Below are 25,158 nucleotides of genomic sequence, written 5' to 3' on the forward strand. Positions count from 1 at the left end.
GCGCCGGCCGGATGCGGCTACTCTGCGACTTCGGCGAGCAGGTCAGGCGCGAAGATCGGACCGCGGGTGCGGCTGCGCTTGATCTCGAAGAAGCCGTCGTAGCTGGCCACGGCCACCACGCCGTCCCACAGGGCCACGGCCGCGTCGCCGGTCGGCGCCGGGGAGATGACCGGTCCGAAGAAGGCCACGTCGTTCACCGCGATCACCGGGGTGCCGACATCCTGGCCGACCCGGTTGATGCCTTCGAAGTGGCTGGCACGCATCTGCGGGTCATATTCCTCGCTGGTGGCGTAGCGCGCGAAGTCCGACGGGAGGCCGACCTCGGCCAGCGCCGCGGGGATGACGGAGTCGGCATCCGAGTTGCCGTCGTGGTGGATGCGGGTACCGAGGGCGTCGTAGAGCGCCTTCACGGTCTCCTGGCCGTGCAGCTCCTGCGCGGCCTGCACCAGGCGGGTGTATTTGAGGGCCCGCGGGAAGAAAGCGCGGTACTCCTCTGACACGTCGGTGTTCTCGTTCAGAACGGCCAGGCTCATCACCTGCCAGTTCACGTCGAAGCCGCGCAGATCACTCACCTCGTCCACCCAACGAGAAGTCATCCAGGCCCAGGGGCAGGAGGGGTCGAACCAGAAGGTCACAGAGTCGCTCATCGCACCAGCCTAAGCGAGTCGAAGGTGCCAAAATGTGCACAATCTGGCCCCCGCGAAACCCGGCTAAAACCCTGGACAGACCCGCTATCGAAATCAAAATGCCTGATTCTGCGGCAAATTGCGCTAAAATTGAGTCTTATGCCCGCTGAGGGGCGACCCCGCATCCGGGGCACATGACCTCCATCTGAGGCATCTCACGACCTCCATCCGAGGCTTGACGTGTCTGCGCAAGAGTCATGTCATGACCTCCATAAGAGGCATCTCTACTGTCAGAAAGTGACTCATGTCAAACGCTATAAACGGTGCGGATCGCGCCGTGAAGAAGATCAAGAAGCCGTTGCTTCGTCGGCGGCTGAAGGTTTCCGACGTCAACGTCGTTGACCGCCCCATGCTTCGCAAGGCCCTCGGCGGCACCATCGTCGGAAACACCATGGAATGGTATGACGTGGGTGTCTTCGGATACCTGATCACCACCATGGGTCCGGTCTTCCTCCCCGAAGCCGACCCGACCGTGCAGACCCTGTTCCTGCTCGGCACCTTCGCGGCCACCTTCATCGCCCGCCCGCTCGGTGGCGTGTTCTTCGGCTGGCTCGGCGACAAGCTCGGCCGCCAGAAGGTGCTCGCCATGACGCTGATGCTCATGGCCGCATCAACCTTCGTCGTCGGCATCCTGCCCGGGTACGCACAGCTGGGCATCTGGGCCGCCGTGCTCCTCGTGGTGACCAAGCTCGTGCAGGGCTTCTCCACCGGTGGCGAGTACGCCGGTGCCACCACCTTCGTCAGCGAGCACGCCCCGGACAAGAACCGTGGCTTCCTCGCCAGCTTCCTCGACATGGGCAGCTACCTCGGCTTCGCCATGGGTGCCGCACTCGTGTCGATCCTGCAGGTCACCCTCGGCCAGGCCGCGATGGAAGAGTGGGGCTGGCGTCTGCCGTTCCTGCTCGCCGGTCCGCTGGGCCTGATCGCCATCTACTTCCGGATGAAGATCGAAGAGTCTCCCGCCTTCCAGGCCAGCCTGGACGCCCAGGAGGCCGCCGCCAAGGACCCCGACTTCGTCGAGGACGACAGCATCCCCAAGGGACCTGTCGCCATCTTCAAGAACTACTGGCGCGGAATCGTCCTCGCGATGATCCTGGTCGCCGCCGCGAACACCGTCGGTTACGCCCTCACCTCGTATATGCCCACCTACCTCACCAGCACGATGGGCTATGACGAGTTGCACGGCACGCTGCTGACGATCCCGATCCTCGTCATCATGGCCTGCTGCATCCCGCTGACCGGTCGCTTGAGCGACAGGATCGGCCGCCGTCCGGTGCTCTGGATGGGCTCGATCAGCGCCGTCGTCTTCGCCATCCCGGCCTTCCTGCTCATCGGAGTCGGCAGCGTCTGGACCACCCTGTTCGGTCTGGCCCTGATCGCCCTGCCGGTCACCTTCTACGTCGCCAACCTCGCCTCGGCATTGCCGGCCCTGTTCCCCACGGCCAGCCGCTACGGCGCCATGGGCATCGCGTACAACTTCGCCGTCGCCATCTTCGGTGGCACGACGCCGTTCATCATCGCGGCGCTGATCGCGGGCACCGGCAACGACATGATGCCGGCCTACTACCTGATGGCCACCTCGTTCATCGGTGGTATCAGCATCTTCTGGCTCAAGGAATCCGCCAACCGCCCGCTGCCCGGCTCCATGCCGAGCGTGGAATCGGTCGAAGAGGCCCACGAGCTCGTCGCCGGCCAGTTCGAGAACCCGCTGCTCGACCACGACGAGATGCCGTTCGACGCGACCTTCGAGCCGCCGACCTCGTCGATGGACCTCACCGAGCTGAAGGCCGCCGACGACGCAGAGCCGGCCAAGGTCTAGCCTCCCCGGCCCCGAGCCGAACCGTTGGTCGAGCCTGTCGAGACCCCGCACGCCGAAAGGCATTCGCTGGGTCTCGACAGGCTCGACCTACGAGTGGGTTGTTTCTGAGAACACGGGCGGATGCGCCGTCGTAGAATTCTCTGATGACCACCGAGCAACACCCGCAGAGCACGCCCGTCGATGCCGCCTCCCCCGCAGGCTCCGAGTTGACCGGCGACGCCGCATCCGCCGGGGTCACCTCCCCCGCGATCGACCCACAGGATCTTGAAGTCGCGCTGCGCGTGCTCGCGTCCCTGGCCACCATCGACCCGGACGACCCCGACTTCGTCACCGTGCGCCAGGCCACCGCCAAGATGTTCAAGTCGGTGAAGACCGTGCGCCGGCACGAGAAGCGCCAGCTGATCGCCGACGCCGACCGCGAGGTGATCGCGGCGACCGCGACCGGCGCTCCCACCCGCATCGACGACGAGACCATCGGCGCCCAGTTGCGGCTCGGCACCGACCGGCCCAGTGCCGGCGAGCTGCTGGTGCCGCGGGCCTGCTACATCTGCAAGCAGAAGTACACCCTGGTCGACGCGTTCTACCACCAGCTCTGCCCGAGTTGCGCCCTGATGAGCCACGCCAAGCGGGACGCCCGCACCGACCTCACCGGCAAGCGCGCCCTGCTCACCGGCGGCCGCGCCAAGATCGGCATGTACATCGCGCTGCGGTTGCTGCGCGACGGCGCCCACACCACCATCACCACCCGGTTCCCGCGCGACGCCGTACGCCGGTTCATCGCCATGCCCGACTCCAAGGACTGGCTGCACCGCCTGCGCGTGGTCGGTATCGACCTGCGCGACCCGGCCCAGGTGATCGGCCTCGCCGACTCCGTCGCCGCGCAGGGCCCGCTCGACATCCTGATCAACAACGCCGCCCAGACCGTGCGCCGCTCCCCCGGTTCCTACTCCCCGCTGGTGGAGGCCGAGTCCTCCCCGCTGCCCGACGGCGACCTGCCCGAGATCGTCTCGTTCGGGCACACCAACGACGCCCACCCCACCGCGTTGGCCGCATCGGTGGCCAGCCACCCGATCCTCGCCGCCGCGGCCACCGGCGCCGCGCTCACCGCCGACGACCTCACCGCCCTGGCCCTCGCGCCCGGGTCCTCGTCGCTGGCCCGCCTGGCCGCCGGCACCGCCATCGACGCGGGCGGCCTGGTGCCCGACCTGCACGAGGAGAACAGCTGGACGGCCAACGTCGAAGACGTCGACCCGCTGGAGATGCTCGAGGTGCAGCTCTGCAACACCACCGCGCCGTTCCTGTTGGTGAGCCGGCTGCGCGCCTCAATGGCCGCATCCGCCGCCCGCCGCACCTACATCGTGAACGTGTCGGCGATGGAGGGCGTCTTCGGCCGCGGCTACAAGGGCCCAGGCCACCCGCACACCAACATGGCCAAGGCCGCGCTGAACATGCTCACCCGCACCAGCGCCAAGGAAATGCTCAGCGACGGCATCCTGATGACCAGCGTCGACACCGGTTGGATCACCGACGAACGCCCGCACCCCACCAAGATCCGCCTGGCCGAGGAGGGCTTCCACGCCCCGCTCGACCTGGTCGACGGCGCCGCCCGCGTCTACGACCCCATCGTGCGAGGCGAGCAGGGCGAAGACATCCACGGCGTCTTCCTCAAGGACTACAAGCCCGGCACCTGGTAACCCCGCGTCTCTCTCCGCGAGCCGTGAGCAAAGCCCCAAAAATCGTTGGTTTTCGGGGCTTTACTCACGGCTCGCGAGATAGTTTGCGGCACTCCCGGGTGCTTGGCGGGCAGTGTCGGGGGTGACCGCTAGCGTGTGGAGCGTGCAGACATCAACCGTGCAGACCGCAACCGTGCCGACCGCCCTCGCCGACATTCCGTCGCTCTGCGTCTTCGACCTGGAGACGACGGGCGTGAACACCGACGAGGACCGCATCGTCACCTGCTTCATCGGCCGCGTGATGCGCGACGGCCAGGTGAACGGGTCGTACAGCTGGCTCGTCAACCCGGGCATCCCCATCCCGGAGGGCGCGTCCGCCATCCACGGCATCACCGACGAGGTCGCCCAGCGTGACGGCGTCGACCCGGCCACCGCCATCGCCGAGATGCTCACGGTGCTGCGGCGCAGCATCGCCGGCGGCCGGCCGATCGTGGCCTACAACGCCAGCTTCGACCTCTCCATGCTCAACGCCGAGGCCCGCCGGTACGGCCTCGAACCGATCACCGACTTCGGCCCGGTGCTCGACCCGTATGTGATCGACAAGGCCATCGACAAGTACCGCAAGGGCAAGCGCACCCTGGTGGCGACCGCCGAGTACTACGGCGTGCTGCTCGAGGGCGCCCATGACGCCGAAGCGGATGCCGTGGCCACCGGCCGGGTGGCCTGGGCCCTGCTGGCCAAGACCGACGAAACCCACCTGCACGCCCTGCACGACCGGCAGGTGGGCTGGGCGCTGGAGCAGGCGGAGAGCTTCCAGTCGTACCTGCGCAAGTCCAAGGGCGACGACCTGATCGTGATCGACGGCGCCTGGCCGATCCGCGCCGGCGCCGATCGCGTCGTGGTGCCCGTGCTGGTCACTCCCCCGGTCTAGCCTCCGGCCCGATGGGCGTCGGGTGACCGACGCGGCCTGATCAGCCGCTCCGCCGGCGCCGGCCGAATACTGGCTAGGCTTGATCTTCGTGCGGAGGCGCCAGAAGCGCCCACGAAGACCAGATGGAGAATACCGTTGCCCGGAGAAAACCTCACCAGGATCGAAGCCCAGGAGCGCGCAGCGCTCGTCACGGTGACCAGCTACGACGTCACCCTTGACCTGACGACGGGTCCGACGACCTTCGCCAGCACCACCACCGTCGCCTTCGGTGCCGTGGCCGGCAGCTCGACCTTCATCGACGCGATCACCGAGACGGTGCACAGCGTCACCCTCAACGGAGCCGAGCTCGACCCGGCCGTCGTCAGCGACGGCATCCGCATTCAGCTCGACGGCCTGGCAGCCGAGAACGTGCTCACCGTCGTCGCCGACGCCGCGTACACCAACACCGGCGAGGGCCTGCACCGCTTCGTCGACCCCGTCGACAACGAGGTCTACCTGTACAGCCAGTTCGAGGTGCCCGACTCCCGCCGCGTCTTCGCCGTGTTCGAGCAGCCCGACCTCAAGGCCACCTTCACCTTCACGGTGACCGCCCCCGGCGCCTGGGAAGTCATCTCCAACTCCGCCACGCCCGAGCCCACTGACGCCGGCAACGGCAACAAGACCTGGGCGTTCGCCCCCACCCACACCATCTCCAGCTACATCACGGCCCTCGTCGCCGGCCCGTACGCTGTGGTGCGCAGCGAGCTCACCTCCAGCGACGGCCGCGTCATTCCGCTGGGCCTGTTCAGCCGGAAGAGCCTGTTCGAGCACCTGGACGCCGACTACATCTTCGAGAAGACCCGCCAGGGCTTCGCCTACTACGAGGACAAGTTCGACTACCCGTACCCGTTCGACAAGTACGACCAGATGTTCGTGCCGGAGTTCAACGCCGGCGCCATGGAGAACGCCGGCGCGGTCACCTTCACCGAGACCTACGTCTTCCGCTCCAAGGTCACCGACGCGATCAAGGAACGCCGCGTCGTCACGATCCTGCACGAGCTCGCCCACATGTGGTTCGGCGACCTGGTCACCATGAAGTGGTGGAACGACCTGTGGCTGAACGAATCGTTCGCCGAGTGGGCGTCGACCATCGCCACGGCTGAGGCCACCGAGTGGACGGAAGCCTGGACCACCTTTGCCGCGATGGAGAAGAGCTGGGCCTACCGCCAGGACCAGCTGCCCTCCACCCACCCCGTCGTGGCCACCATCACGGACCTCGAAGACGTGCAGGTCAACTTCGACGGCATCACCTACGCCAAGGGTGGATCGGTGCTCAAGCAGCTCGTCGCCTGGGTCGGCATCGACGCCTTCTTCACGGGCGTCGCCTCGTACTTCAAGAAGCACGCCTGGGGCAACACGGAGCTCCGCGACCTGCTCGTTGAGCTCGAGGCCGCTTCCGGCCGGGACCTCTCCGACTGGGCCGCCCTGTGGCTCGAGACCGCCGGCGTCAACACCCTCCGCCCGCAGATCGAGGTCGACGAGGCCGGTGTGATCACCGCGTTCGCCGTGCTGCAGAGCGCCACGGAGGACTACCCCACCATTCGCCCGCACCGCCTGGCGATCGGCTTCTACGACCTGGTCGACGGCGCCCTGGTGCGCACCCACCGCGTCGAACTCGACGTCGACGGCACGTCCACGGATGTGCCGGCGCTCGTCGGCCGCACCCGCGCCGACCTGATCCTGCTCAACGACGACGACCTCGCCTACGCCAAGGTGCGCCTCGACCCGGCCTCGCACACCGTGGCCCTCGAGCACCTCGCCGCCATCGAGAGCCCGCTGGCCCGCTCGCTGGTCTGGGGTTCCGTCTGGGACGCCACCCGCGACGCCGAGACCTCGCCGCGCGACTTCGTGCGCCTGGTGCTCGGCAACATCGCCACCGAGACCGAATCCACCACCCTGCGCACCGTGCTCGGCCAGGTGTCGCTCACGGCGCAGTACTACGTGGCTCCTGAACACCGCGACGAGGCCGTCAACGCGGTCGGTGATGCACTCTGGGCGCTGGCCCAGGGTGCGGAGGCCGGCAGCGACGCGCAGTTCCAGTTCGTCAAGTTCTTCGCCTCCGTAGCCGAGACGCCCGCTCAGCTGGCCGCCATCGCGGGCCTGCGCACAGGCGCGTTCAAGCTCCCCGGACTCGAGATCGACACCGACCTGAGCTGGGAACTGCTCGGCGCCCTCGTCGCCGGGGGCGAAGCCGGCGCCGCGGAGATCGACGCCGCCCTGGCAGCCGACAACACCGCGACCGGCGCACAGTCGGCCGCGAACGTGCGCGCCGCCATCCCCACCATCGAGGGCAAGCAGGCCGCCTGGTCGTCGCTCATCGACGTGGACACCGCCCCGAACACCATCGTGCGCGTCACCGCCGCCGGGTTCCTGCGCGCGCACGACACGAGCCTGCTCGAGCCGTTTGTCGCCCAGTACTTCGACGTGCTGCAGAAGGTGTGGGCCGAGCGAAGCTACTCCATCGCCGAGAAGCTCATCACGGGCCTCTACCCGTCGCCGCTGTCGAACCAGGCCCTGGTGGATGCCACCCGCGCCTGGCTGGACGCCAACCCCGAGCCCGCGGCGCTCCGCCGCCTCGTGGTGGAGAACCTCGCCGGTGTGGAGCGCTCACTGCGCGTTCAGGCCCGCGACAAGGAGTAGCACCGCAGCGATCTCTCGCTGGCCGAGCTGCCGTTGATCGAGCTTGTCGAGATCCCGCACGGGGTCTCGACAAGCTCGACCAGCGGACCGCTAGACCAGTGGACTGCTAGACCAGTGGACTGCTCGTGCGGCGGACAATTCGACCCGCGGGCTGTGCGACCAGCGGGCTGTGGCGCTCAGGTTGACCAACGCGGCCGCTCGGTAGACTGGCCGAGCTATGACATGGGACTCATTCTGGAAAACCACTAACGACATCCTGACCTGGCCAATCGTGCAGGTCGTGTTCATCATCATCTTCGCGATCCTGGCGCGCTGGGTGCTCTTGTTCGTGATCCGACGCGTTGTGACGCAGATCGTGTCCGGGGTAAAGAAAACCCAAAACGTCGACGACACCCAAGCCCTGAACGTGTCACCGCTCTCCGCGGTTCGAACGGTTCAACGCACTCGCACACTCGGCTCCGTGCTCACAAACATCGTGAACGTGCTCGTCGTCGTCGTCGCGATTTTGCTCGTCGTCAACGCGATCGATGACACAATCCTCAGCTCGTTCGCCCTCCTCACCGCCGCGCTCGGCGCCGGCCTGGGTTTCGGCGCCCAGAACATCGTCAAGGACGTGCTCAACGGCCTGTTCATGGTGATGGAGGACCAGCTCGGCGTCGGCGACGTTGTCGACCTGGGCCCCGCGACCGGTGTCGTGGAAGCCGTCGGCATCCGTATCACCCAGGTGCGCGACGTGAACGGCACACTCTGGTTCGTGCGCAACGGCGAGATCCTGCGGGTGGGCAATATGTCCCAGGGCTGGGCCCGCGTGATCATCGACCTCGCCGTGCCGTACAAGACCGATGTGGACGCCGTGCAGGCCGAGATGCTGCGGGTTGCCGTGGAGATGGCCACCAACTCCAAGTGGCGCTCGCGGGTGCTGGAGAAGCCCGAGGTGTGGGGCCTGGAGTCGATTTCCGAAGAGGCCATCGTCATCCGCATCGTGATCAAGACGCGCACCACCGCCAAGGACGATGTGGCGCGCGAGCTGCGGATGCGCCTGAAGAAGGCGCTCGACGCCATGGGCGTGCAGCTGCCCTCGCTGACCAGCATCGTGCTCACCGGCTTCGAGGGTGCCGCGAGCGTGCAGGGCGCCCGCCCGCCGCGCACCACCCCGCTGCCCGTGATCGAGGCGCCACCCAAGCGCGCACCGCGCAAGAGCCGTGCCGTCAAGGCGGCTGAGGCCGCGGCGGCCGCCGCAGCCGCAGCGCTGCCCGTGCACCCGCCGGCACCGCGCGCGGCCAAGGCGAAGCCGGCCACTGCCACGCCCGCTGAGGCGTCGACCGCAGCGCCCGCAGCGAAGCCCACTGCGGCCCAGGCCGCCGAGGCATTCGCCCAGGGCACCACCCGCATTCCGTCGATCTCCCGCAACCAGGCACCCCGTGCACCGCGCACGGTGCACCTGCCGGCCGTTGACCCGTCGGCGCCCGCCTCGAAGCCGATTGCCGAACAGCCGTTGGGCGCCGCCGCAGAGCCGTCGGCCATGCCCGCCACCAAGCCGGTCAGGAAGGCCGTCACCAAGCCGGTCGACAAGCCCACTGACAAGCCGGCCGCCAAGCCCGCGGACAAGCCCGCTGAGAAACCGGCTTCACCAGCCGCTGACAGCGAGCCCGCTCAGGGAGACACCGATGACTGATCCGAATACCCGCCGTCCCGAGAGCCAGGGGCCGGTGCTGATCCCCGCCACCGGCCCATCCGGAGTGCACCTGCGCGGCAGCGCGAACGGTGCCGCCCTGGGGCCGTCGTTCTACCAAGAGGTCGGCGGACGTCCGTTCTTCGAGAAGCTCGTCACCGAGTTCTACCGCGGGGTGGCCGGCGACCCGGTCTTGAAGCCCATGTATCCGGAGGAAGACCTCGACCCCGCCATCGAGCGCCTCACCGGCTTCCTCGAGCAGTATTGGGGCGGCCCCGGCACCTACAGCGAGCAGCGCGGCCACCCCCGCCTGCGTCAACGCCACCAGCCCTTCAAGGTGAACCCCGACGCCCGCGACCGCTGGCTGCTGCACATGAAGAACGCCGTGGACGCCGCCGACCTGCCGCCGCTGCAGCGTGCCACTCTCTGGGACTACCTCGAGCGCGCCGCACACGCTATGGTCAACACCTTCGACGATTAACCGGCGCCCGCCCCGGCGTCACCCGCGCAGCTGACGATGGAGTCACGATGAGCCCAGCAACACCCGTTCCGCACGCCGTCACATCCGCCGACGCGATCGTGGTGGGAGCGGGCCTGGCCGGCCTCGTCGCCACGGCCGAGCTCGTCGATGCCGGCAAACGGGTGCTGCTGGTCGACCAGGAACCCGCCGCGTCCCTGGGCGGCCAGGCCTGGTGGTCATTCGGCGGCCTGTTCCTCGTGGACACCCCCGAGCAACGTCGAATGGGCATCAAGGACTCCCTCGAACTGGCCAGGCAGGACTGGTTCGCCAGCGCCGGCTTCGACCGTACGGAGGACTACTGGCCCACCCGCTGGGCGGAGGCGTACCTCAACTTCGCCGCCGGCGAGAAGCGCGCCTGGCTCAAAGAGCGCGGAGTCGGGTTCTTCCCGGTGGTCGGCTGGGCGGAACGCGGCGGCTACACGGCGCTCGCCCACGGCAACTCCGTGCCCCGGTTCCACATCGTCTGGGGAACCGGCCCGGCGATTCTGGAGCCATTCATCACCCGGGTGCGCGAGGGAGTGCGGGCCGGCCTGGTCACCGCACTGCACCGGCACAGGGTCGACGAACTCCTTCTCGAGGGCGGAACAAGCACCGGCGGCAGCACAGTGGTGGGCGTGCGCGGCACCGTGCTCGAAGCCAGCACGGCCGCCCGGGGCCAGGCCAGCGGCCGGGAGGCCGCGGGCGAATTCGAACTGCGCGCCTCCGCGGTGATCGTCACCAGCGGCGGCATCGGCGGCAACCACGACCTGGTACGCGCCCAATGGCCAGCCAGGCTCGGACCGGCACCCACCAACATGCTGTCCGGCGTGCCGGCATCCGTCGACGGCCGGATGATCGCCATCAGCGAGGCCGCCGGCGCCCGGCTGATCAACGGCGACCGGATGTGGCATTACACCGAGGGGATCGTCAACCACGACCCGGTCTGGCCCCGACACGGCATCCGCATTCTGCCCGGCCCGTCATCGCTGTGGCTGGACGCCACCGGTACCCGGCTGCCCGCGCCGCTGTTCCCCGGCTTCGACACCCTCGGCACCATGGAATACCTGCTCAAGACCGGCTACGAGCACAGTTGGTTCGTGCTCACCCAGAAGATCATCGAGAAGGAATTCGCGCTCTCCGGCAGCGAGCAGAACCCCGACCTCACCGGCAAGGACCTGCGACTGCTCGCCAAGCGGGTCACACCGGGTGCGCCGGGGCCGGTCGAGGCGTTCAAGAGCAAGGGCGAGGATTTCGTGGTCGCCGACAGCCTGCGCGCTCTCATCGCCGGAATGCAGCAGCGCTCCCCCGAGGTGCAGATCAATGCCGCCCAGGTGGAACGCGAGGTGCTGGCCCGCGACCGCGAGCTGGACAACGACTTCAGCAAGGATGCCCAGATCACCGCGATCCGGCAGGCACGCCACTACCGCGGCGACAGGCTGATCCGGGTGGCGAGCCCGCACAAGCTGCTCGACCGGGCCAACGGGCCGCTGATCGCCGTGAAGCTGCACCTGCTCACCCGCAAGAGCCTGGGCGGCATCGAGACCGACCTGTCCGCGCGCGCCCTCGGCGCCGACGGCAACCCGGTGCCCGGACTCTACGCGGCAGGGGAAGCCGCCGGGTTCGGCGGCGGCGGCGTGCACGGTTACCGGTCGTTGGAAGGCACCTTCCTCGGCGGCTGCCTGTTCACCGGGCGCACCGCGGGCCGCGCGGTGGCCGCCGCGCTCTGACCCGGCCTGGGGCGTTCGGTGTCGCCGCCTGATCCCGGCGCAGTCTGAGACCCATCCGTACGGTGGCATAGGCTTTCCTGAATCGAGGCAGGTGCCTCCCCAGAACCCTAGGAACCATGACCATTACCGGCACAGGCACCGCCCCTGACGTCGTTCGCGTCAACTCACTCGTCTCCATCAATAATGGCGACGACACCGAAGACGCCGCGGCCCTGTGCCGCCTGCAAGCTGACAGCATCCGATGAGCGACCCCGACATTCTGGCGACCCTCCGCGATCTGTTGCCAGACGGCACCGTGAGCACAGCGGATGCGGCCGTGCTCGGTCGCAGCATCGACGCCTCGGGCGCACCCGCGATCGGGGCCGCGCTCGCCCTTGTACAACCACGCAGCACCGAACAGGTGGCAGCCGTCGTCGGCGCCGCCAACGCGGCCGGGGTGCCCGTCGTGCCGCAGGGCGCCCTCACCGGCCTGGCTGGCGGTGCGAACGCCGTGCCCGGGGCCCTGTTGCTGGACCTCTCCGCGCTCAACCGCATCCTGCACATCGACGTCGAAGAACGGCTCGCCGTGGTGCAGCCCGGCGTCACCGTGGCCGAACTGGCCGCCGCGGCCAGCGCCGCCGGGCTGTTCTACGCACCCGACCCGGCGTCTGCCGAGTGGGCCACCATCGGGGGCACGATCGCCACCAACGCCGGCGGTATGCGCTGCATCAAGTACGGCGTCACCCGCGACGCCGTGCGCACGCTCGAGGTCGTGTTGGCCGACGGGTCTCTCGTGCGCACGCGGCCGTCGACCATCAAGGGTGTCGCCGGCCTCGATCTCACCGGCCTGATCGTGGGCAGTGAAGGCACGCTGGCGGTGGTGACCGAGGCCACTCTCAGCCTGCTCCCGGCCCCCGGACCCTCACGCGGCGTCAGCGCCGTCTTCCCCACCCTGGCCGCCGGCATCGCCGCATCGAACGCCATCGCAGCCGGGCCGAACGTTCCCTCCACCCTTGAGCTCCTCGATGACATCGTGCTCGGCGCAGTGGACGCCTATCTGCCGCACGCCGGCATCCCGATCGGTGCGAAGGCCTGGGTACTGGCGATAACGGACTCCGTGCACGGGGCGGATGCCGAATTGAGCGCGTTCGAACGGATCTTCCGCGAACACGGCGCCCTGACTGTCGACCGGGCGGACACCCCCATCGAACTCGATCGGCTGCTCACGGCTCGACGGCTGCTCAATCAGGCCATGCGCGCCCTTCGTGGCGGTTCACTGAACGGCGATGTCAGCGTGCCTCGGTCCCGGCTCCTTGCCCTGGTCGAACGTTTCGCCGCGCTCGCGAACGAACTGCATGTTGTCATCGGTGTCGGCGGCCACGCCGGCGACGGCAACCTGCACCCCGTCGTGGCGTTCGACCCGGGCGACCCCGAACAGGTCGCGGCCGCGCACGAGGCCTACCAGCGCATCTCCGGGATCGCCCAACAGCTCGGCGGAACCATGACCGGTGAACACGGCGTCGGCATCGAAAAACTCGCCGCCCTCGACGGGGAACTGCCGCCGCGACTGCGCGAGATGCAGCGGGCGATCAAGGCCGTGCTCGACCCGAACGGCATCCTCAACCCCGGCAAGAAGTACTGACCGGCGGAACCGATGGCCGGCTCAGGCCTGCAGGCTCCAGGGTTTGCGGCGCACCAGGATGTGGCCGCGGCTGGTGCTCAGCCGGGTCCAGGGGCCGGTCTCGAACAACTGCACCGGTTCATCCGCTGACAGGAAACCCAGGCTCACCGCGGCGAAGCCTGCACCGGACGGAACGAAGTCGAGCGCGTCGATCGGGCGTCCCCAGACCTCTGAGCGCACTCGCTGCACGATCTGCTCGCCGGTGCCGGTGGGGATGACGGAGGCGACCTCGGCGATGCCCGCGTGGGCGGCAGCCTCGAGAATCGTGGCGGCGGCGCTGCCCTGCGACTTCCAGCCGCCGCGCGGGGGCGTGATGCCCGCCCAGGTGACCGAGGACACTTGCAACGGCACCGTGACCGTCACCGGGGCCGTCGCATCCGTCACCGCTGCCTCAAGCCGCACCAACCGGTCGAGCAACGAGCGCACCGGAACGACCACGTCGATCTCGACGGGCTCTGTGAGCGCGAAGGTGCGCAGGCCCAGAACAGTGGGGCTCGAGTCGAGCAATCCGCGCGGATACAGGATCGCGGTGTACACCGCCAGCACTCCCGCCGCTGACACGAGCCGCACCGATCCGTCCTCCACCCTGCTGGCGCGCGAAAGGTAGACCTGGAGGTCGCCGAGGGACAGGGAATCTGAGAGGGAAAATGACTGGCTCATCTGCTGTCTAAACTACCAAGGTACGTCGGGTCTTCGGTCCCGAAAGAACGAGGAGGCAGCATGCACGCACCGCTGGAGGGTCTTCTGACCGCTCTCGACCTGACCGACACCGGTGCTCGCACCAACGAGGACATCTTCACCGGTCCGTCGCAGTGGATGCCCCAGGGGCGGGTCTTCGGCGGCCAGGTGCTCGCGCAGTCCCTCGTCGCCGCCATCCGCACCGTGCCGGACGAGCGCCACGTGCACTCGATGCACGGCTACTTCCTGCGCCCTGGTGACATCAACCACCCGATCACCTTCTCGGTCGACCGCATCCATGACGGCCGGTCGTTCTCCACCCGGCGCACCCAGGCGTACCAGAACGGCGTCCCGATCCTGTCGATGATCGCGTCGTTCCAGGACGACGATGAAGGGCTCGAGCACCACCTGGAGATGCCGAAAGATCTGCCAGACCCCGAGTCGCTGCCGACCACGGCCGAGACCCTCGGCCACATCGACCACGACTTCGCCCGGGCATGGGCGAACGATCGCCCGTTCGACATGCGGCACGTGCCGTCGTCGATCTACCTCACCGTGGACGGCGAGCACACAGCCAAGCAGATGATCTGGATGAAGACCTTCGAGGCCATCCCCGACGACCCCGATCTGCACCGGGCGGCCCTCGCCTATGTGAGCGACTACTCGATCATGGAACCGGTGATGCGCCGGCACGGGCTGGCCTGGGCCACGCCCGGGCTCAAGGTCGCCAGCCTCGACCACGCCATGTGGTGGCACCGGTTCGGCCGGGTCGACGAGTGGATGCTGTACGTGCAGGACTCCCCCTCCGCCCAGGGCGGCCGGGGTCTGTCCACGGGCAGCATCTACAGCCGTGAGGGCCTGCTGCTGGCCACCGTGGCCCAGGAGGGCATGGTGCGGGTGCCCAAGCCCGTCGACTGATCACCACCGCCGGAACCATACGCTCCACGCCCGACCGAAAGACGCCATGACGACTCCGAACCTGCCGCCGTCGACGCACACGGCGGCCACCCATTCCGCCTGCACGCACCTCTCTCGCCGCGCGCTGCTCGTCGCTGGCGGTGCCGGCACGGCACTGGCCTTGGCCGCGTGCGCGCCCGCACGGAACGGCGCCGACTCCGGCGCCGGGACGCCCACCGAAATCGCTCTGCTCTCCGACGTTCCGGTCGGCGGCGCCGTGGCGGTGATGCTGAACGGCTCGCAGGTCATCGTCTCGCAGCCCACCGAGGGTACCGTCGTCGCCTTCAGCGCCATCTGCACACACGCCGGCTGCATGGTCGCACCGGAGAAGACGGGCCTGAGCTGCCCGTGCCACCAATCGCTATTCGACACCGCGACAGGCGCCGTGCTGCAGGGGCCGGCCACCGAGCCCCTCGCCGAGGTAAGCGTCACCCTCGACGGCGACCGAGTACTCGCGACCTGACCGCGAGCCGTGAGCTAAGCCCCACAACCGGGCGGTTTTCGGGGTTTAGGTCACGGCTCGCGGGGTGGCGTTACTTGCGGGCGAAGCTGAGGGGTTCCTCCAGGTAGGGAGTCCAGGCCGCCCGTTCGATGGCATTGATCTTCCGGGGGCGCTCGGTCGCCGCATCCACCAGCACGATCGTGGTGCTGGCCCGAGCGTAGAGCGTGCCGGGTTCCTGCCCGGCCGGCCCTCGAACCTCGTAGCAGACATCGAGGCTGGCCCCGCCGAGCTTGCCGATCCACAACTGGATGTCGATCGGCTGACGCAGGTACGGGATCGGGGCGAGGTATTCGATCTCCAGGCGCGCGATCAGGGTGAGCGTCGCCGCGCCCGGCCGGCCGTCGAGCACAGCAGTGCTCGCGGCCGCCGGGTGAGCCCCGGCTGCGGCACCATCGATGCCGTCCAGCTCGTCGTTGCTCCAGAACGCCTGGATGCGCGCCTCCTCGAGGAGGCGCAGCATCTCGGCATTGTTGACGTGGGCGTACGCGTCGAGATCCGACCAGCGCAGCCGGATGGGAACGTGTAGCCGCATGGAACTCCTAGTCGCGCGTCAGTTTGCGGTACGCGGACCGGTGTGGCTTGGCCGCGTCCGGACCGAGTCGCTCGATCTTGTTCTGCTCGTACGACTCGAAGTTGCCCTCGAACCAGTACCAGTTACCCGGTTCTTCCGCAGTGCCCTCATAGCTGAGGATGTGCGTGGCGATGCGGTCGAGGAACCACCGGTCGTGGGTAATGACCACGGCGCAGCCGGGGAATTCGAGTAGGGCGTTCTCGAGCGAACCGAGAGTCTCGACGTCCAGGTCGTTAGTCGGTTCGTCGAGCAGCAACAGGTTGCCGCCCTGCTTGAGCGTCAGTGCCAGGTTCAGGCGGTTGCGCTCACCACCGGAGAGCACGCCGGCCTTCTTCTGCTGGTCGGGTCCCTTGAAACCGAACGTCGAGACGTAGGCACGCGACGGCACCTCGGTCTTGCCGACCTGGATGTAGTCCTGGCCGTCGGAGACGACCTCCCAGAGCGACTTGTTGGGGTCGATGCCGCCGCGGGACTGGTCAACGTAGGAGATGTCGACGGTCTCGCCGATCTTCAAGTCACCGGCATCCAACGGCTCGAGGCCGACGATGGTCTTGAACAGGGTGGTCTTACCCACGCCGTTCGGGCCGATCACGCCGACGATGCCGTTGCGGGGCAGGGTGAAGGAGAGGTCTTCGACCAGCACGCGGTCGCCGAAGCCCTTCTTGAGCTTCTTGGCGTCGATGACCTGGGCGCCCAGGCGCGGGCCGACCGGGATCTGGATGTCTTCGAAGTCGAGCTTGCGTCCGCGCTCGGCCTCGTTGACCATCTCCTCGTACCGGGCCAGACGGGCCTTCGACTTGGCCTGACGGCCCTTGGCGTTGGAGCGCACCCAGTCGAGTTCTTCGGCGAGGCGCTTGGACAGCTTGGCGTCCTTCTTGCCCTGCACCTGCAGGCGCTCCTGCTTCTTCTCGAGGTAGGTCGAGTAGTTGCCCTCGTACGGGTACAGGTGACCGCGGTCGATTTCGGCGATCCACTCGGCCACATGGTCGAGGAAGTACCGGTCGTGGGTGACGGCGAGAACGGCGCCGGGGTACTTGGCGAGGTGCTGCTCGAGCCAGAGCACACTTTCGGCGTCAAGGTGGTTAGTCGGTTCGTCGAGGAGGAGCAGGTCGGGCTTCTGCAGCAGCAGCTTGCAGAGAGCGACGCGCCGCTTCTCACCACCGGAGAGGTCCACGACCGAGTAGTCGCCCGGCGGGGTGCGCAGGGCATCCATCGCCTGTTCGAGCTGGGAGTCGAGGTCCCAGGCATCGGCTGCGTCGATTTCTTCCTGCAGCGTGCCCATCTCTTCGAGCAGGGTGTCGAAGTCGGCGTCGGGTTCGGCCAGCGCGGCGCTGATCTCGTTGAACCTGTCGACCTTGGCCTTGATCGGGCCAACGCCTTCCTGCACGTTCTCCAGCACGGTCTTGGTCTCGTCGAGCTGCGGTTCCTGCATCAGGATGCCCACGGAGTAGCCGGGCGACAGCCGGGCCTCACCGTTGCTCGGGGTGTCGAGTCCGGCCATGATCTTGAGGATCGTGGACTTACCGGCACCGTTGGGGCCCACCACACCGATCTTGGCTCCGGGGAAGAACGACATCGTGACGTCGTCGAGGATGAGCTTGTCTCCAATGGCTTTGCGCGCACGCACCATCGAGTAAATGAATTCAGCCATAGTGTTTACCAGTCTATTTGGCGCGTGGCACCCACGAGACACGTTTCACTGCCCAGGATGGGCGCGACCATGCTGTGGTACCCGCCAGAGGACGGGCCGTTCTGGCCGACGATGCATTCGCCGTTGAAACGCACGGAGAACTGGATCGAGTCTGCGGGCTTTCCCTCAGTGGTGGTGTCGGCGGTGACTTCCATCTGCGCCTTGTCGAATCCGGCGGCGCTCAGCGCGTCGATATACCCACGGCCGCCCTGGTTCGGATCGGCTGCGAGGGCCGCCGTGATCACGGCGTCGAAGAACGGTTGGTTGTCGGTGGCGGTGCCGATCGGTTCAAGCGCAGGAGCGGTGGGTGCCGTGGCTTCCGCGGTGGCAGGGGTCGTCGCGGATGCCGACGGGGTCGGCTCCGCGGCGGGCGCGCTGCCGGCGCAGCCGGTCAGGCCGAGCCCCACGACCAGGCACAGCGCCCAACCGGCCCGCACGGGCCAGGGCCAGGCCGGGGTGTGCGCAGGGCGCGTTCCCGTCAAGCGAGTGTCGGTATACCGGGCCACGCGTCGTCCTCCCCCACGGCCGCACCCTGCGACCGAGAGTACGAGTCTATGTTGGCGATGTTTCCAGTTCGGTCTCGCCTGAACCGGCTCCGCCGCCTGCCCCGGCACCGGCCTGCACCGGGCCGGCGGGCTGAGCGTCACGCTGCTCGGTCTCGGCCGGTGCCGCGGTGCGCACCAGGGTTGTGGTCCCCCAGGCCAGGTTGTGGCCGATGGCGTCGGCCTCCACCTCTACTGAGGTGCCGCTGCGGTCCTGGTTCTCCCAGTCACGGATGCGCAACCGACCGCTCACGACAACGTGCTCGCCCTTCTGCACCGAGCGCTCCACGTTGTGGGCCAGCTGCCGAAACGCTGACACTGTGTACCAGTTGGTGTCGGCATCCACCCAGGCGGACCGCTCCCGGTCGAAGCGGCGTTGGCGGCAGGCGAGCCGGAATGAGGTGATGGCCAGGCCGGTGCTTGTCACCAGATGCCGGGGGCTGGTGGCCACGATTCCGGCCAGTGCGATGGTGTCGGTCATGGTGCACTCTCCAAGCGGCACGAGGCTGGTCGGGCGGAAGGCGCGACCCCGGTCAGTCCTCGTGCCGGGTTCGTGACCGGAGCCGCGCTGACGACAGCCTGCCCGCACGATTTGTGCGGCATCACGTCCACGCTGCGGCGGTGGAGTGGGATGACTCAGCCAGGCTGTGGAGGAGCGCCCCGCACTGGCCGCAGGTCTGGGCCGGCGGTCACCCCCGCTCACCCCGGAAACCGGAGGGAACTCGTGCGGATCTCGGGTTTGTCCGGCTTTAGAGTTGCAGCATGACCTACGTTGCTTCCGACAACCGTTATTCCGATATGCCGTATCGCCGAACCGGGCAGAGCGGCCTGAAACTCCCCGCATTGTCGCTCGGGCTGTGGCACAACTTCGGCCACGACCGTCCGATCGACACCCAGCGCGGCATCCTGCGCCGGGCATTCGACCTCGGCGTGACTCACTTCGACCTCGCCAACAACTACGGCCCGCCTCCCGGTTCGGCCGAGACCAACTTCGGGCGCATCTTCGCTGAAGACTTCCGCCCGTACCGCGACGAGATGATCATCTCCAGCAAGGCCGGCTACGACATGTGGGCGGGCCCCTACGGCGACTTCGGTTCGCGCAAGTACCTGCTCTCCTCGCTGGATGCGAGCCTGGGCCGCCTGGGCCTGGACTACGTCGACATCTTCTACTCCCACCGTCCCGATCCCCAGACCCCGATCGAAGAGACCATGGGCGCCCTGGCCACGGCCGTCACCAGTGGCAAGGCGCTCTACGCCGGCATCTCCAACTACACCCCGGAGCAGACCGTCGCCGCCTACGCAGCGCTGGCCGAACACAAGATTCCGCTGCTCATCCACCAGCCGCGCTACTCGATGTTCGACCGCCACATCGAAGACGGCCTGTTCCCCGTGCTGGACCAGCTCGGCATGGGCAGCATCGTCTTCTCCCCGCTCGCGCAGGGCCTGCTCACCGACCGCTACCTCGGCGGCACCGTGCCGGCTGACTCCCGCGTGGCCACGAGCCGGTTCCTGAACGAAAGCTCGCTCAGCGAGACCTACCTGGAGCGTGCCCGAGCGCTGAACACGATCGCCGCCGACCGTGGCCAGACGCTCGCCCAGCTCGCCGTCACCTGGATCCTGCGCCAGCCGCAGGTCACCAGTGTGCTCGTGGGCGCCAGCAGCATCGGCCAGCTCGAGAACACCGTTGCCGCGCTCGAGGCGCCGGCGCTCGACGCCGACGAGATCGCCAGCATCGAGCCGTACGCCGTGCACGGCACCGGCATGAACTAACCCGGCCCGCCCGCGCGCATCCGCTTGCGCATCGCCCGCGACCCATAACTGTTTCCCGATCGGACATGTGCGCCCGGCCCACCGGCCGCACATGTCCGCTTGGGCGGCAGTAAGGGCGCGGGCGATCGCGTTAAGCGAGGGGGCGACGGATGGCCGTGGCGGGGATGTCGCTGGGATGTCGGTGGTCGGTTCTACCGTGAAGGCATCGCTCGTGCGAACACGCAGCGCCGGCAACACCTCGTTGGGAGAACACCGTGATCACGTTGAACATGCAGACCAGATCCAGCACCGTGGCGCACGCCTCAGCGGTGCCCGGCAGCCCCACGGTGGCCGGTCAACGCAACGGGCCCAGCTTGGTGGCCGTACGGGACGGCCTGTGGCGGGTCGTCGACCGCTCCGGCGCCGTGCTCGGCCACATCGAACGCGAAGCCCAGACCGACGGCGACAGGTACCTGGCCAGACGCCTGGTGATGTCGACCCGGCGGATCGAGTTGGGCGCGTTCTGGCGCATCGACGAGGCGGCGGACTGCTTCCGCTGAGCATGTCGTGCCCGGCGGGCCGAGCCAGGTAGGCCGGGCCCGGCTACTCTGGGACGATGTTGCCCCAGCCCGAACCAGGCACCGTTTCCCCGGTCACTTCCGCCCGCCCTGGCGCCGTGTCGGGGTTCTTCACCGGTATCGGGTACCTCGGCCGCGGCTTCGGCATGTGGGCCACCTCACCGCGCCTGATGCTGCTCGGCGCGCTGCCGGCCCTGCTCGTGGGCGCGGTCTATCTGGTCGGCATCGTCTTCCTCATTCTCAACCTCGACACGATGGTGGTCTGGGCCACCCCGTTCGCCAACGACTGGGCCGAGCCCCTGGTGGTGTCCGCCCGGCTCGCGGCGGCCCTGATCTTCCTGACCGTGGCTGCGCTCGCGGTCGTCTATACCTTCACCGCCGTCACGCTGCTCGTGGGCGACCCGTTCTACGAACGCATCTGGCGCGCCGTGGAAACCGCCCTCGGCGACCCGCCCATCGCGCCGGAACGTGGATTCTGGCGGAGCCTGTGGCGGGCCATCGGTGATGCGATTCGCTTGCTCGTGCCCGCTATCGGGGTAGGCATCCTGCTGTTGGCCTGCGGCTTCATCCCCCTCGTCGGCCCCGCCTTCGCAATCGTGCTCGGTGCGCTCCTGGGCGGCTGGTTGCTCAGCGTTGAGTTGACCGGCTTTGCCTTCGACGCCCGCGGCTACACCGTGCGGCAACGGCGGCGCGCGCTCCGCGCCCGCCGCCCGGTTGCGGTGGGATTCGGCGCCGCGTGTTACCTGCTCTTCCTGGTGCCCTTCGTGGCTGTCGTGACCATGCCCTCGGCCGTCGCCGGCGCCGCCATGCTCAGCCGCGACACGCTCGGCGCCCCCGCTGGCCCGCCGGCCGGCTGAGTCCCTTCGTCGCGCGATTCGGCCACGCCGCCACGGCTCCCGCCGATGCGCCCGGGCACGAGGTATCGTTCCGCACATGCAGTGGTGGAATGATTTCGTAACCTGGCTCTCAGCGACCAGGAACCAGCCCGTGATTTTCAGCGCCGTGGTGCTGATTGTCGCCATTATCGTGGCCAGTCTTCTGGCCGCCTGGATCGCACGTGGTGCGATCAAGCGCCTGCTCGCACAGCACGACCGCGAACTCAAGGCTGCCGCCATCGGAACCATCGTGGACGCCGCAACCGAGGCATCCGTGTGGAACTCACTCACCCCCCAGGAGCAGGTGCTCAACGATCGCGCCGTGGGCATGGCCGACATCCAGGTGCGCCTGCTTCCCATCAAGGGCTCGAGCATCGCCGCGGATTGGGCCGCGCACCAACTCGCCGAGCTCAAGCGCACGTCGGCCACGTTCGGCTACCAGCTCGAACCTGCCCTGGTGGAGTTCCGTGACCGCCTGATCGACTGGCAGAACAAGCCGTCCCGGGCGCGCAAGATCTTCCAGGGCGACCTCGACCGGTGGAAGACGCAGGGCAGTCCCACCGAGAAGAACCTGCTGGCCGAGCAGGACGCTTGGGTTGCGCAGCAGCATCACGACCAGTTCGCGACGCCGTCGGCTCCGGCCGCTGCTCCTGCCTCCCAGCCGCTGGGCTACACGCCGGCACCGACCGCTTCGCCGTCGACCGAAACCCAGCGCCTGCTCGACGACGTGCAGGCACTCGAAGTTCGACCGGCAACGGTGCCGAACTCCTGACCCAGCCCTTCGGGCAACAAGAACCCCGGCCCGCTTTCGAGCGGGCCGGGGTTTTTGCTGCGTCCGGATGGCGCGGGGCGCGACGGTCAGACGGCTCGGGTCACTTCCACCAGTCGTCGAACAGTGAGGCCGGCACCTGGCGCTTGTGCTCGGTGCTCAGGTATCGGCGCTCGATGGCCTCGGCCACCGAGGCGGCAACCTCCTTGCCCTCGAGGAAGTCGTCGATGTGCTCGTACTGCATGCCCAGGTTCGCCTCATCGGTCTGGCCGGGGTTGTCGTCGAGGAGATCGGCGGTGGGCGCCTTGAGGTACAGGTGCTCTGGGGCGCCCAGCTCCATCAGCAGCGCGCGACCCTGCCGTTTGGTGAGACCGGTCAAGGGCAGCAGGTCGGCGCCGCCGTCGCCGTACTTGGTGAAGAAACCGGTCACGGCCTCCGCGGCATGGTCGGTGCCGACAACCAGCAGCCCGTAGGCACCGGCGATAGCGTACTGGGCGATCATGCGGGAGCGTGCCTTGACGTTGCCCTTGTCGAAGTCCGGCAGTGGGATGCCGGTGCTGTCGGCGAATTCGGCCTCGAATCCGTCCACGGCGCGCTGGATGTTGAAGACGAGGTTGGCCTCTGGCGCGATGAACTCGAGGGCGAGCTGGGCGTCGTCCTCATCGCGCTGAACGGCGTAGGGCAGGCGCACCGGCACAAAGCGCAGGGCGTGCCCTTCCACGGTGAGTTCTTCGATCGCGAGCTGGCACAACCGGCCGGCCAACGACGAGTCCTGGCCGCCGCTGATGCCCAGCACTAGGCCTTTGGCGCCGCTGGCAAGCAGGTAGTCCTTGAGGAAGTCGACGCGGCGGCGAATCTCGGCGGCCGGGTTGATGGATGGGCTCACGTGCAGTGCCGCGATGATTCGCGCCTGGTTCTCTCGCATGCAACGAATCTAGCAACTCGGCGCAAGCGCTGCAGTGCACATCTGCCCGGTCAGCGAGCGGAAAAAACCCCGCCGGCGCGAGGCCGGCGGGGTTGTGCTGTGCCCCCGGCAGGATTCGAACCTGCGACAAAGAGATTAGAAGGCTCCTGCTCTATCCCCTGAGCTACGGGGGCGCATAGCGGTTCAACGATACCGCAGTCGCGCGGGGACGGGAGTCTCTGCCGCGCGGCGAGGGCGCCGGTGCGTCAGAGGGCCTTGGCCGTCGCCACCAGCACCTGGGCGAGCGTGGGGACACCACCGGCCCGGAAGACCTCGGTGCCGGAGCTGTCGCGCACGATGATCATGGGCGTGTTGCGGATGCCCGCGGCCTCGGCTTCGGCGTTGTCCCGGGCCACATCCAATTCCCGCACCGTGGCGGCCGGAACCAGGCGTTCGACCTCGGCCAGGATCGCCCGGGTCTGCAGGCACGGTTCGCAAAAGGCCGAAGAGAAGAAGACGAGTTCCATGACCGGTCCTAACCGTTGACAAGCGCGATGATGCCCACCACGGCGGAGACCGCGGCCAACAGCAGCGACACCCCGACCAACACGGAGTGCACGATGAGGAATGAAGTGGGCTTGCCCGCAGCGTCCCGTGCCCGCGCATCCTGGCTGACCCGCTTGTAGAAGCGCGGCCAGACCACGACATTCCAGACGGCGTTGACGAGGAGCAGAATCGCGAGTGTTGTAAGCATCCCGGCAATTCTACGAGCCAACAGCACAGTGGCGGGCGGCCGTCCGGGGCCGCTGTCCGGGCCCACCGCTAGACTCGGGCCATGACAAACAGCAGTGACCGGTTGGTATGGATCGACTGTGAAATGACCGGGCTCGACATCAACAGCGACGAACTTGTGGAGATTGCGGTGGTCGTCACCGACTTCGACCTCAACATTCTCGACCCGGGCCTCGACATCGTGATCAAGCCCGATTCTTCCGCGCTCGAGAACATGGGCGATTTCGTGCGCAATATGCACACCTCGTCCGGCCTGATCGAAGAAATTCCCCAGGGCGTGAGCGTGGCCGAGGCCGAATACCAGGTGCTCGAGTACATCCTGCGCTTCGTGCCAGAAGACCAGCGCGCTCCGCTGGCCGGAAACTCGATCGGCACCGACCGCGCGTTCCTGGCCAAGTACATGCCGCGCCTGGACAAGCAGCTGCACTACCGCAACGTCGACGTGTCATCGATCAAGGAACTCGCGCACCGCTGGTTCCCGCGCGCGTACTTCAACGCCCCTGCCAAGGACGGCGGCCACCGTGCTCTCGCCGACATCCTGGAATCGATTCGCGAGCTCGCCTACTACCGTCAGAGCGTCTTCGTGGCCGATCCCGGACCCACAAGTGCCGAAGCAAAATCGCACGCAGCGGCCGTTGTGAACAACTTCACCTCAAACGTGTAATAGAATTCTTGAGTTGCCTTCGCCGGCACGGTGAAGCAGCACATGGTGGGTATAGCTCAGCTGGTAGAGCGCCTGGTTGTGGTCCAGGAGGTCGCGGGTTCAAGCCCCGTTACTCACCCCAAGTAACGAAAGTCCCGGTTGCGAGAGCAGCCGGGACTTTTGGCTTTAACGCGTGTCATGCTGAAGAGATGCTCACGCTCAGCCACGACGACTTCGAACGTCTCGTCATCGACGAACTCGACCTGCTCCCCGACGACATGGTCGACGGCCTCGACAACCTCATCTTCGTGGTGGAGGATCGGCCGGAGGACGGCAGCCTCGACACCCTCGGCCTCTATGACGGTGTGGCCCTGACCGAACGCGGGCAGTACGGCTTCGGCGAGATGCCCGACCGGATCATCATTTTTCGCGAGCCGCTGCTGGCCATCGTCGCGGATCTCGATGAGCTCCGCGACGAAGTGCATGTCACCCTGGTGCACGAGATCGCCCATTTCTACGGCATTGACGACGACAGGCTGCACGAGCTGGGCTGGGCGTGACG

The 25,158-nt window shown here is 67.7% G+C and carries 26 protein-coding genes and 2 tRNA genes; 18 read left to right on the forward strand and 10 right to left on the reverse strand.

Translation table 11 applies throughout. From position 1 onward, the window contains the following. Positions 1 to 17: 17 nt before the first annotated feature. Positions 18 to 647 (reverse strand): mycothiol-dependent nitroreductase Rv2466c family protein, encoded by a 630-nt coding sequence (locus CTB96_RS14210; RefSeq protein ID WP_110127504.1) that lies wholly within the window; start codon positions 645 to 647, stop codon positions 18 to 20. Between the two features lie 283 nt (positions 648 to 930). On the opposite strand from CTB96_RS14210, the gene CTB96_RS14215 reads away from it, so the two are divergent. The 9 genes from CTB96_RS14215 (at position 931) to CTB96_RS14250 (ending at position 13,307) form a co-directional block, all read left to right on the forward strand. Continuing rightward, entirely contained in the window at positions 931 to 2,505 is a 1,575-nt protein-coding gene (locus CTB96_RS14215; RefSeq protein WP_110127505.1) for an MFS transporter, read from the forward strand. 143 nt (positions 2,506 to 2,648) lie between these two features. Further along, positions 2,649 to 4,199 carry an SDR family NAD(P)-dependent oxidoreductase gene (locus tag CTB96_RS14220; RefSeq protein WP_110127506.1) on the forward strand — a complete coding sequence of 517 codons (1,551 nt, stop codon included), beginning with the start codon at positions 2,649 to 2,651 and terminating at the stop codon, positions 4,197 to 4,199. Between the two features lie 142 nt (positions 4,200 to 4,341). After that, on the forward strand, positions 4,342 to 5,109 hold the full coding sequence (locus tag CTB96_RS14225) for an exonuclease domain-containing protein (RefSeq protein ID WP_248283381.1): 768 nt from the start codon (positions 4,342 to 4,344) through the stop codon (positions 5,107 to 5,109). Positions 5,110 to 5,244: 135 nt separating this feature from the next. Beyond that, positions 5,245 to 7,788, forward strand: a complete 2,544-nt coding sequence (gene pepN, locus CTB96_RS14230; RefSeq protein WP_110127507.1) for an aminopeptidase N — start codon at positions 5,245 to 5,247, stop codon at positions 7,786 to 7,788. 217 nt (positions 7,789 to 8,005) lie between these two features. Next, on the forward strand, positions 8,006 to 9,463 hold the full coding sequence (locus CTB96_RS14235) for a mechanosensitive ion channel domain-containing protein (RefSeq protein WP_110127508.1): 1,458 nt from the start codon (positions 8,006 to 8,008) through the stop codon (positions 9,461 to 9,463). 70 nt (positions 9,464 to 9,533) lie between these two features. After that, positions 9,534 to 9,941, forward strand: coding sequence for a globin (locus CTB96_RS14240; RefSeq protein ID WP_427846507.1), 408 nt, complete (start codon positions 9,534 to 9,536; stop codon positions 9,939 to 9,941). A gap of 47 nt (positions 9,942 to 9,988) precedes the next feature. Further along, complete coding sequence (locus CTB96_RS14245; RefSeq protein ID WP_110127510.1) at positions 9,989 to 11,686, forward strand: FAD-binding dehydrogenase; 1,698 nt, start codon at positions 9,989 to 9,991, stop codon at positions 11,684 to 11,686. Positions 11,687 to 11,802: 116 nt separating this feature from the next. Then, positions 11,803 to 11,931 (forward strand): hypothetical protein, encoded by a 129-nt coding sequence (locus tag CTB96_RS20925; protein ID WP_282433148.1) that lies wholly within the window; start codon positions 11,803 to 11,805, stop codon positions 11,929 to 11,931. Then, a complete protein-coding gene (locus tag CTB96_RS14250) occupies positions 11,928 to 13,307 on the forward strand; it encodes an FAD-binding oxidoreductase (protein WP_110127511.1) in 1,380 nt (459 codons plus the stop codon). Before CTB96_RS20925 ends, CTB96_RS14250 begins: the two co-directional genes overlap by 4 nt. Before the next feature lie 21 nt (positions 13,308 to 13,328). On the opposite strand, the gene CTB96_RS14255 is transcribed toward CTB96_RS14250, so the two are convergent. Beyond that, on the reverse strand, positions 13,329 to 14,006 hold the full coding sequence (locus tag CTB96_RS14255) for a DUF8185 domain-containing protein (RefSeq protein ID WP_110127512.1): 678 nt from the start codon (positions 14,004 to 14,006) through the stop codon (positions 13,329 to 13,331). A gap of 60 nt (positions 14,007 to 14,066) precedes the next feature. On the opposite strand from CTB96_RS14255, the gene CTB96_RS14260 reads away from it, so the two are divergent. After that, positions 14,067 to 14,942 (forward strand): acyl-CoA thioesterase, encoded by an 876-nt coding sequence (locus tag CTB96_RS14260; RefSeq protein WP_181397264.1) that lies wholly within the window; start codon positions 14,067 to 14,069, stop codon positions 14,940 to 14,942. A 46-nt stretch (positions 14,943 to 14,988) separates the two neighbouring features. Further along, a complete protein-coding gene (locus CTB96_RS14265; protein ID WP_110127513.1) occupies positions 14,989 to 15,444 on the forward strand; it encodes a QcrA and Rieske domain-containing protein in 456 nt (151 codons plus the stop codon). A gap of 70 nt (positions 15,445 to 15,514) precedes the next feature. Here the strand turns inward: CTB96_RS14265 and CTB96_RS14270 are convergent, their stop codons facing one another. From CTB96_RS14270 to CTB96_RS14285, 4 genes are all read right to left on the reverse strand, one after another. Further along, entirely contained in the window at positions 15,515 to 16,015 is a 501-nt protein-coding gene (locus CTB96_RS14270) for an acyl-CoA thioesterase (protein ID WP_110127514.1), read from the reverse strand. A 7-nt stretch (positions 16,016 to 16,022) separates the two neighbouring features. After that, positions 16,023 to 17,705: an energy-dependent translational throttle protein EttA gene (ettA, locus tag CTB96_RS14275; RefSeq protein ID WP_110127515.1), complete on the reverse strand. Its 1,683-nt coding sequence runs from the start codon at positions 17,703 to 17,705 to the stop codon at positions 16,023 to 16,025. A 5-nt stretch (positions 17,706 to 17,710) separates the two neighbouring features. Next, entirely contained in the window at positions 17,711 to 18,226 is a 516-nt protein-coding gene (locus CTB96_RS14280; RefSeq protein ID WP_248283382.1) for a DUF6993 domain-containing protein, read from the reverse strand. Between the two features lie 70 nt (positions 18,227 to 18,296). Continuing rightward, positions 18,297 to 18,767: a single-stranded DNA-binding protein gene (locus tag CTB96_RS14285; RefSeq protein WP_110127517.1), complete on the reverse strand. Its 471-nt coding sequence runs from the start codon at positions 18,765 to 18,767 to the stop codon at positions 18,297 to 18,299. 281 nt (positions 18,768 to 19,048) lie between these two features. Between CTB96_RS14285 and CTB96_RS14290 the strand changes: the two genes are divergently transcribed. The 4 genes from CTB96_RS14290 (at position 19,049) to CTB96_RS14305 (ending at position 22,260) form a co-directional block, all read left to right on the forward strand. Next, on the forward strand, positions 19,049 to 20,056 hold the full coding sequence (locus CTB96_RS14290; RefSeq protein WP_110127518.1) for an aldo/keto reductase: 1,008 nt from the start codon (positions 19,049 to 19,051) through the stop codon (positions 20,054 to 20,056). 254 nt (positions 20,057 to 20,310) lie between these two features. Continuing rightward, on the forward strand, positions 20,311 to 20,595 hold the full coding sequence (locus CTB96_RS14295) for a hypothetical protein (protein ID WP_248283383.1): 285 nt from the start codon (positions 20,311 to 20,313) through the stop codon (positions 20,593 to 20,595). Positions 20,596 to 20,651: 56 nt separating this feature from the next. Beyond that, positions 20,652 to 21,470, forward strand: a complete 819-nt coding sequence (locus CTB96_RS14300) for an EI24 domain-containing protein (RefSeq protein WP_110127519.1) — start codon at positions 20,652 to 20,654, stop codon at positions 21,468 to 21,470. Between the two features lie 130 nt (positions 21,471 to 21,600). Beyond that, the gene (locus CTB96_RS14305) at positions 21,601 to 22,260 is read left to right on the forward strand and encodes a hypothetical protein (protein WP_181397265.1); all 660 of its coding nucleotides are present in this window, start codon (positions 21,601 to 21,603) and stop codon (positions 22,258 to 22,260) included. A 100-nt stretch (positions 22,261 to 22,360) separates the two neighbouring features. Here the strand turns inward: CTB96_RS14305 and nadE are convergent, their stop codons facing one another. From nadE to CTB96_RS14325, 4 genes are all read right to left on the reverse strand, one after another. Next, positions 22,361 to 23,182 (reverse strand): ammonia-dependent NAD(+) synthetase, encoded by an 822-nt coding sequence (gene nadE / locus CTB96_RS14310; RefSeq protein WP_110127520.1) that lies wholly within the window; start codon positions 23,180 to 23,182, stop codon positions 22,361 to 22,363. A gap of 100 nt (positions 23,183 to 23,282) precedes the next feature. After that, positions 23,283 to 23,355: transfer RNA gene (locus CTB96_RS14315), tRNA-Arg, on the reverse strand. 72 nt (positions 23,356 to 23,427) lie between these two features. Beyond that, on the reverse strand, positions 23,428 to 23,688 hold the full coding sequence (locus CTB96_RS14320; RefSeq protein ID WP_110127521.1) for a YbbN family protein: 261 nt from the start codon (positions 23,686 to 23,688) through the stop codon (positions 23,428 to 23,430). Positions 23,689 to 23,696: 8 nt separating this feature from the next. Then, complete coding sequence (locus CTB96_RS14325; protein ID WP_110127522.1) at positions 23,697 to 23,915, reverse strand: SCO4848 family membrane protein; 219 nt, start codon at positions 23,913 to 23,915, stop codon at positions 23,697 to 23,699. Positions 23,916 to 23,996: 81 nt separating this feature from the next. On the opposite strand from CTB96_RS14325, the gene orn reads away from it, so the two are divergent. The 3 genes from orn to CTB96_RS14340 all read left to right on the forward strand — a co-directional run bounded on the left by orn (position 23,997) and on the right by CTB96_RS14340 (position 25,156). Next, a complete protein-coding gene (orn, locus tag CTB96_RS14330; RefSeq protein ID WP_110127523.1) occupies positions 23,997 to 24,617 on the forward strand; it encodes an oligoribonuclease in 621 nt (206 codons plus the stop codon). A 45-nt stretch (positions 24,618 to 24,662) separates the two neighbouring features. After that, positions 24,663 to 24,738: transfer RNA gene (locus CTB96_RS14335), tRNA-His, on the forward strand. Between the two features lie 67 nt (positions 24,739 to 24,805). Continuing rightward, entirely contained in the window at positions 24,806 to 25,156 is a 351-nt protein-coding gene (locus CTB96_RS14340) for a metallopeptidase family protein (protein ID WP_110127524.1), read from the forward strand. The last annotated feature ends 2 nt before the right edge of the window (positions 25,157 to 25,158 follow it).

The sequence above is a fragment of the Cryobacterium arcticum genome, from assembly GCF_003185895.1.
GTDB lineage: Bacteria > Actinomycetota > Actinomycetes > Actinomycetales > Microbacteriaceae > Cryobacterium > Cryobacterium arcticum.

Excerpts from the sequence above, each read along its gene's own strand:
- CTB96_RS14210 (WP_110127504.1), bottom strand. The coding sequence starts at position 647 with ATGAGCGACTCTGTGACCTTCTGGTTCGACCCCTCCTGCCCCTGGGCC.
- CTB96_RS14215 (WP_110127505.1), top strand. The coding sequence starts at position 931 with ATGTCAAACGCTATAAACGGTGCGGATCGCGCCGTGAAGAAGATCAAG.
- CTB96_RS14220 (WP_110127506.1), top strand. The coding sequence starts at position 2,649 with ATGACCACCGAGCAACACCCGCAGAGCACGCCCGTCGATGCCGCCTCC.
- CTB96_RS14235 (WP_110127508.1), top strand. The coding sequence starts at position 8,006 with ATGACATGGGACTCATTCTGGAAAACCACTAACGACATCCTGACCTGG.
- CTB96_RS14245 (WP_110127510.1), top strand. The coding sequence starts at position 9,989 with ATGAGCCCAGCAACACCCGTTCCGCACGCCGTCACATCCGCCGACGCG.
- CTB96_RS20925 (WP_282433148.1), top strand. The coding sequence starts at position 11,803 with ATGACCATTACCGGCACAGGCACCGCCCCTGACGTCGTTCGCGTCAAC.
- CTB96_RS14250 (WP_110127511.1), top strand. The coding sequence starts at position 11,928 with ATGAGCGACCCCGACATTCTGGCGACCCTCCGCGATCTGTTGCCAGAC.
- CTB96_RS14255 (WP_110127512.1), bottom strand. The coding sequence starts at position 14,006 with ATGAGCCAGTCATTTTCCCTCTCAGATTCCCTGTCCCTCGGCGACCTC.
- CTB96_RS14260 (WP_181397264.1), top strand. The coding sequence starts at position 14,067 with ATGCACGCACCGCTGGAGGGTCTTCTGACCGCTCTCGACCTGACCGAC.
- CTB96_RS14265 (WP_110127513.1), top strand. The coding sequence starts at position 14,989 with ATGACGACTCCGAACCTGCCGCCGTCGACGCACACGGCGGCCACCCAT.
- CTB96_RS14270 (WP_110127514.1), bottom strand. The coding sequence starts at position 16,015 with ATGCGGCTACACGTTCCCATCCGGCTGCGCTGGTCGGATCTCGACGCG.
- ettA (WP_110127515.1), bottom strand. The coding sequence starts at position 17,705 with ATGGCTGAATTCATTTACTCGATGGTGCGTGCGCGCAAAGCCATTGGA.
- CTB96_RS14285 (WP_110127517.1), bottom strand. The coding sequence starts at position 18,767 with ATGACCGACACCATCGCACTGGCCGGAATCGTGGCCACCAGCCCCCGG.
- CTB96_RS14290 (WP_110127518.1), top strand. The coding sequence starts at position 19,049 with ATGACCTACGTTGCTTCCGACAACCGTTATTCCGATATGCCGTATCGC.
- CTB96_RS14300 (WP_110127519.1), top strand. The coding sequence starts at position 20,652 with ATGTTGCCCCAGCCCGAACCAGGCACCGTTTCCCCGGTCACTTCCGCC.
- nadE (WP_110127520.1), bottom strand. The coding sequence starts at position 23,182 with ATGCGAGAGAACCAGGCGCGAATCATCGCGGCACTGCACGTGAGCCCA.
- CTB96_RS14320 (WP_110127521.1), bottom strand. The coding sequence starts at position 23,688 with ATGGAACTCGTCTTCTTCTCTTCGGCCTTTTGCGAACCGTGCCTGCAG.
- CTB96_RS14325 (WP_110127522.1), bottom strand. The coding sequence starts at position 23,915 with ATGCTTACAACACTCGCGATTCTGCTCCTCGTCAACGCCGTCTGGAAT.
- orn (WP_110127523.1), top strand. The coding sequence starts at position 23,997 with ATGACAAACAGCAGTGACCGGTTGGTATGGATCGACTGTGAAATGACC.
- CTB96_RS14340 (WP_110127524.1), top strand. The coding sequence starts at position 24,806 with ATGCTCACGCTCAGCCACGACGACTTCGAACGTCTCGTCATCGACGAA.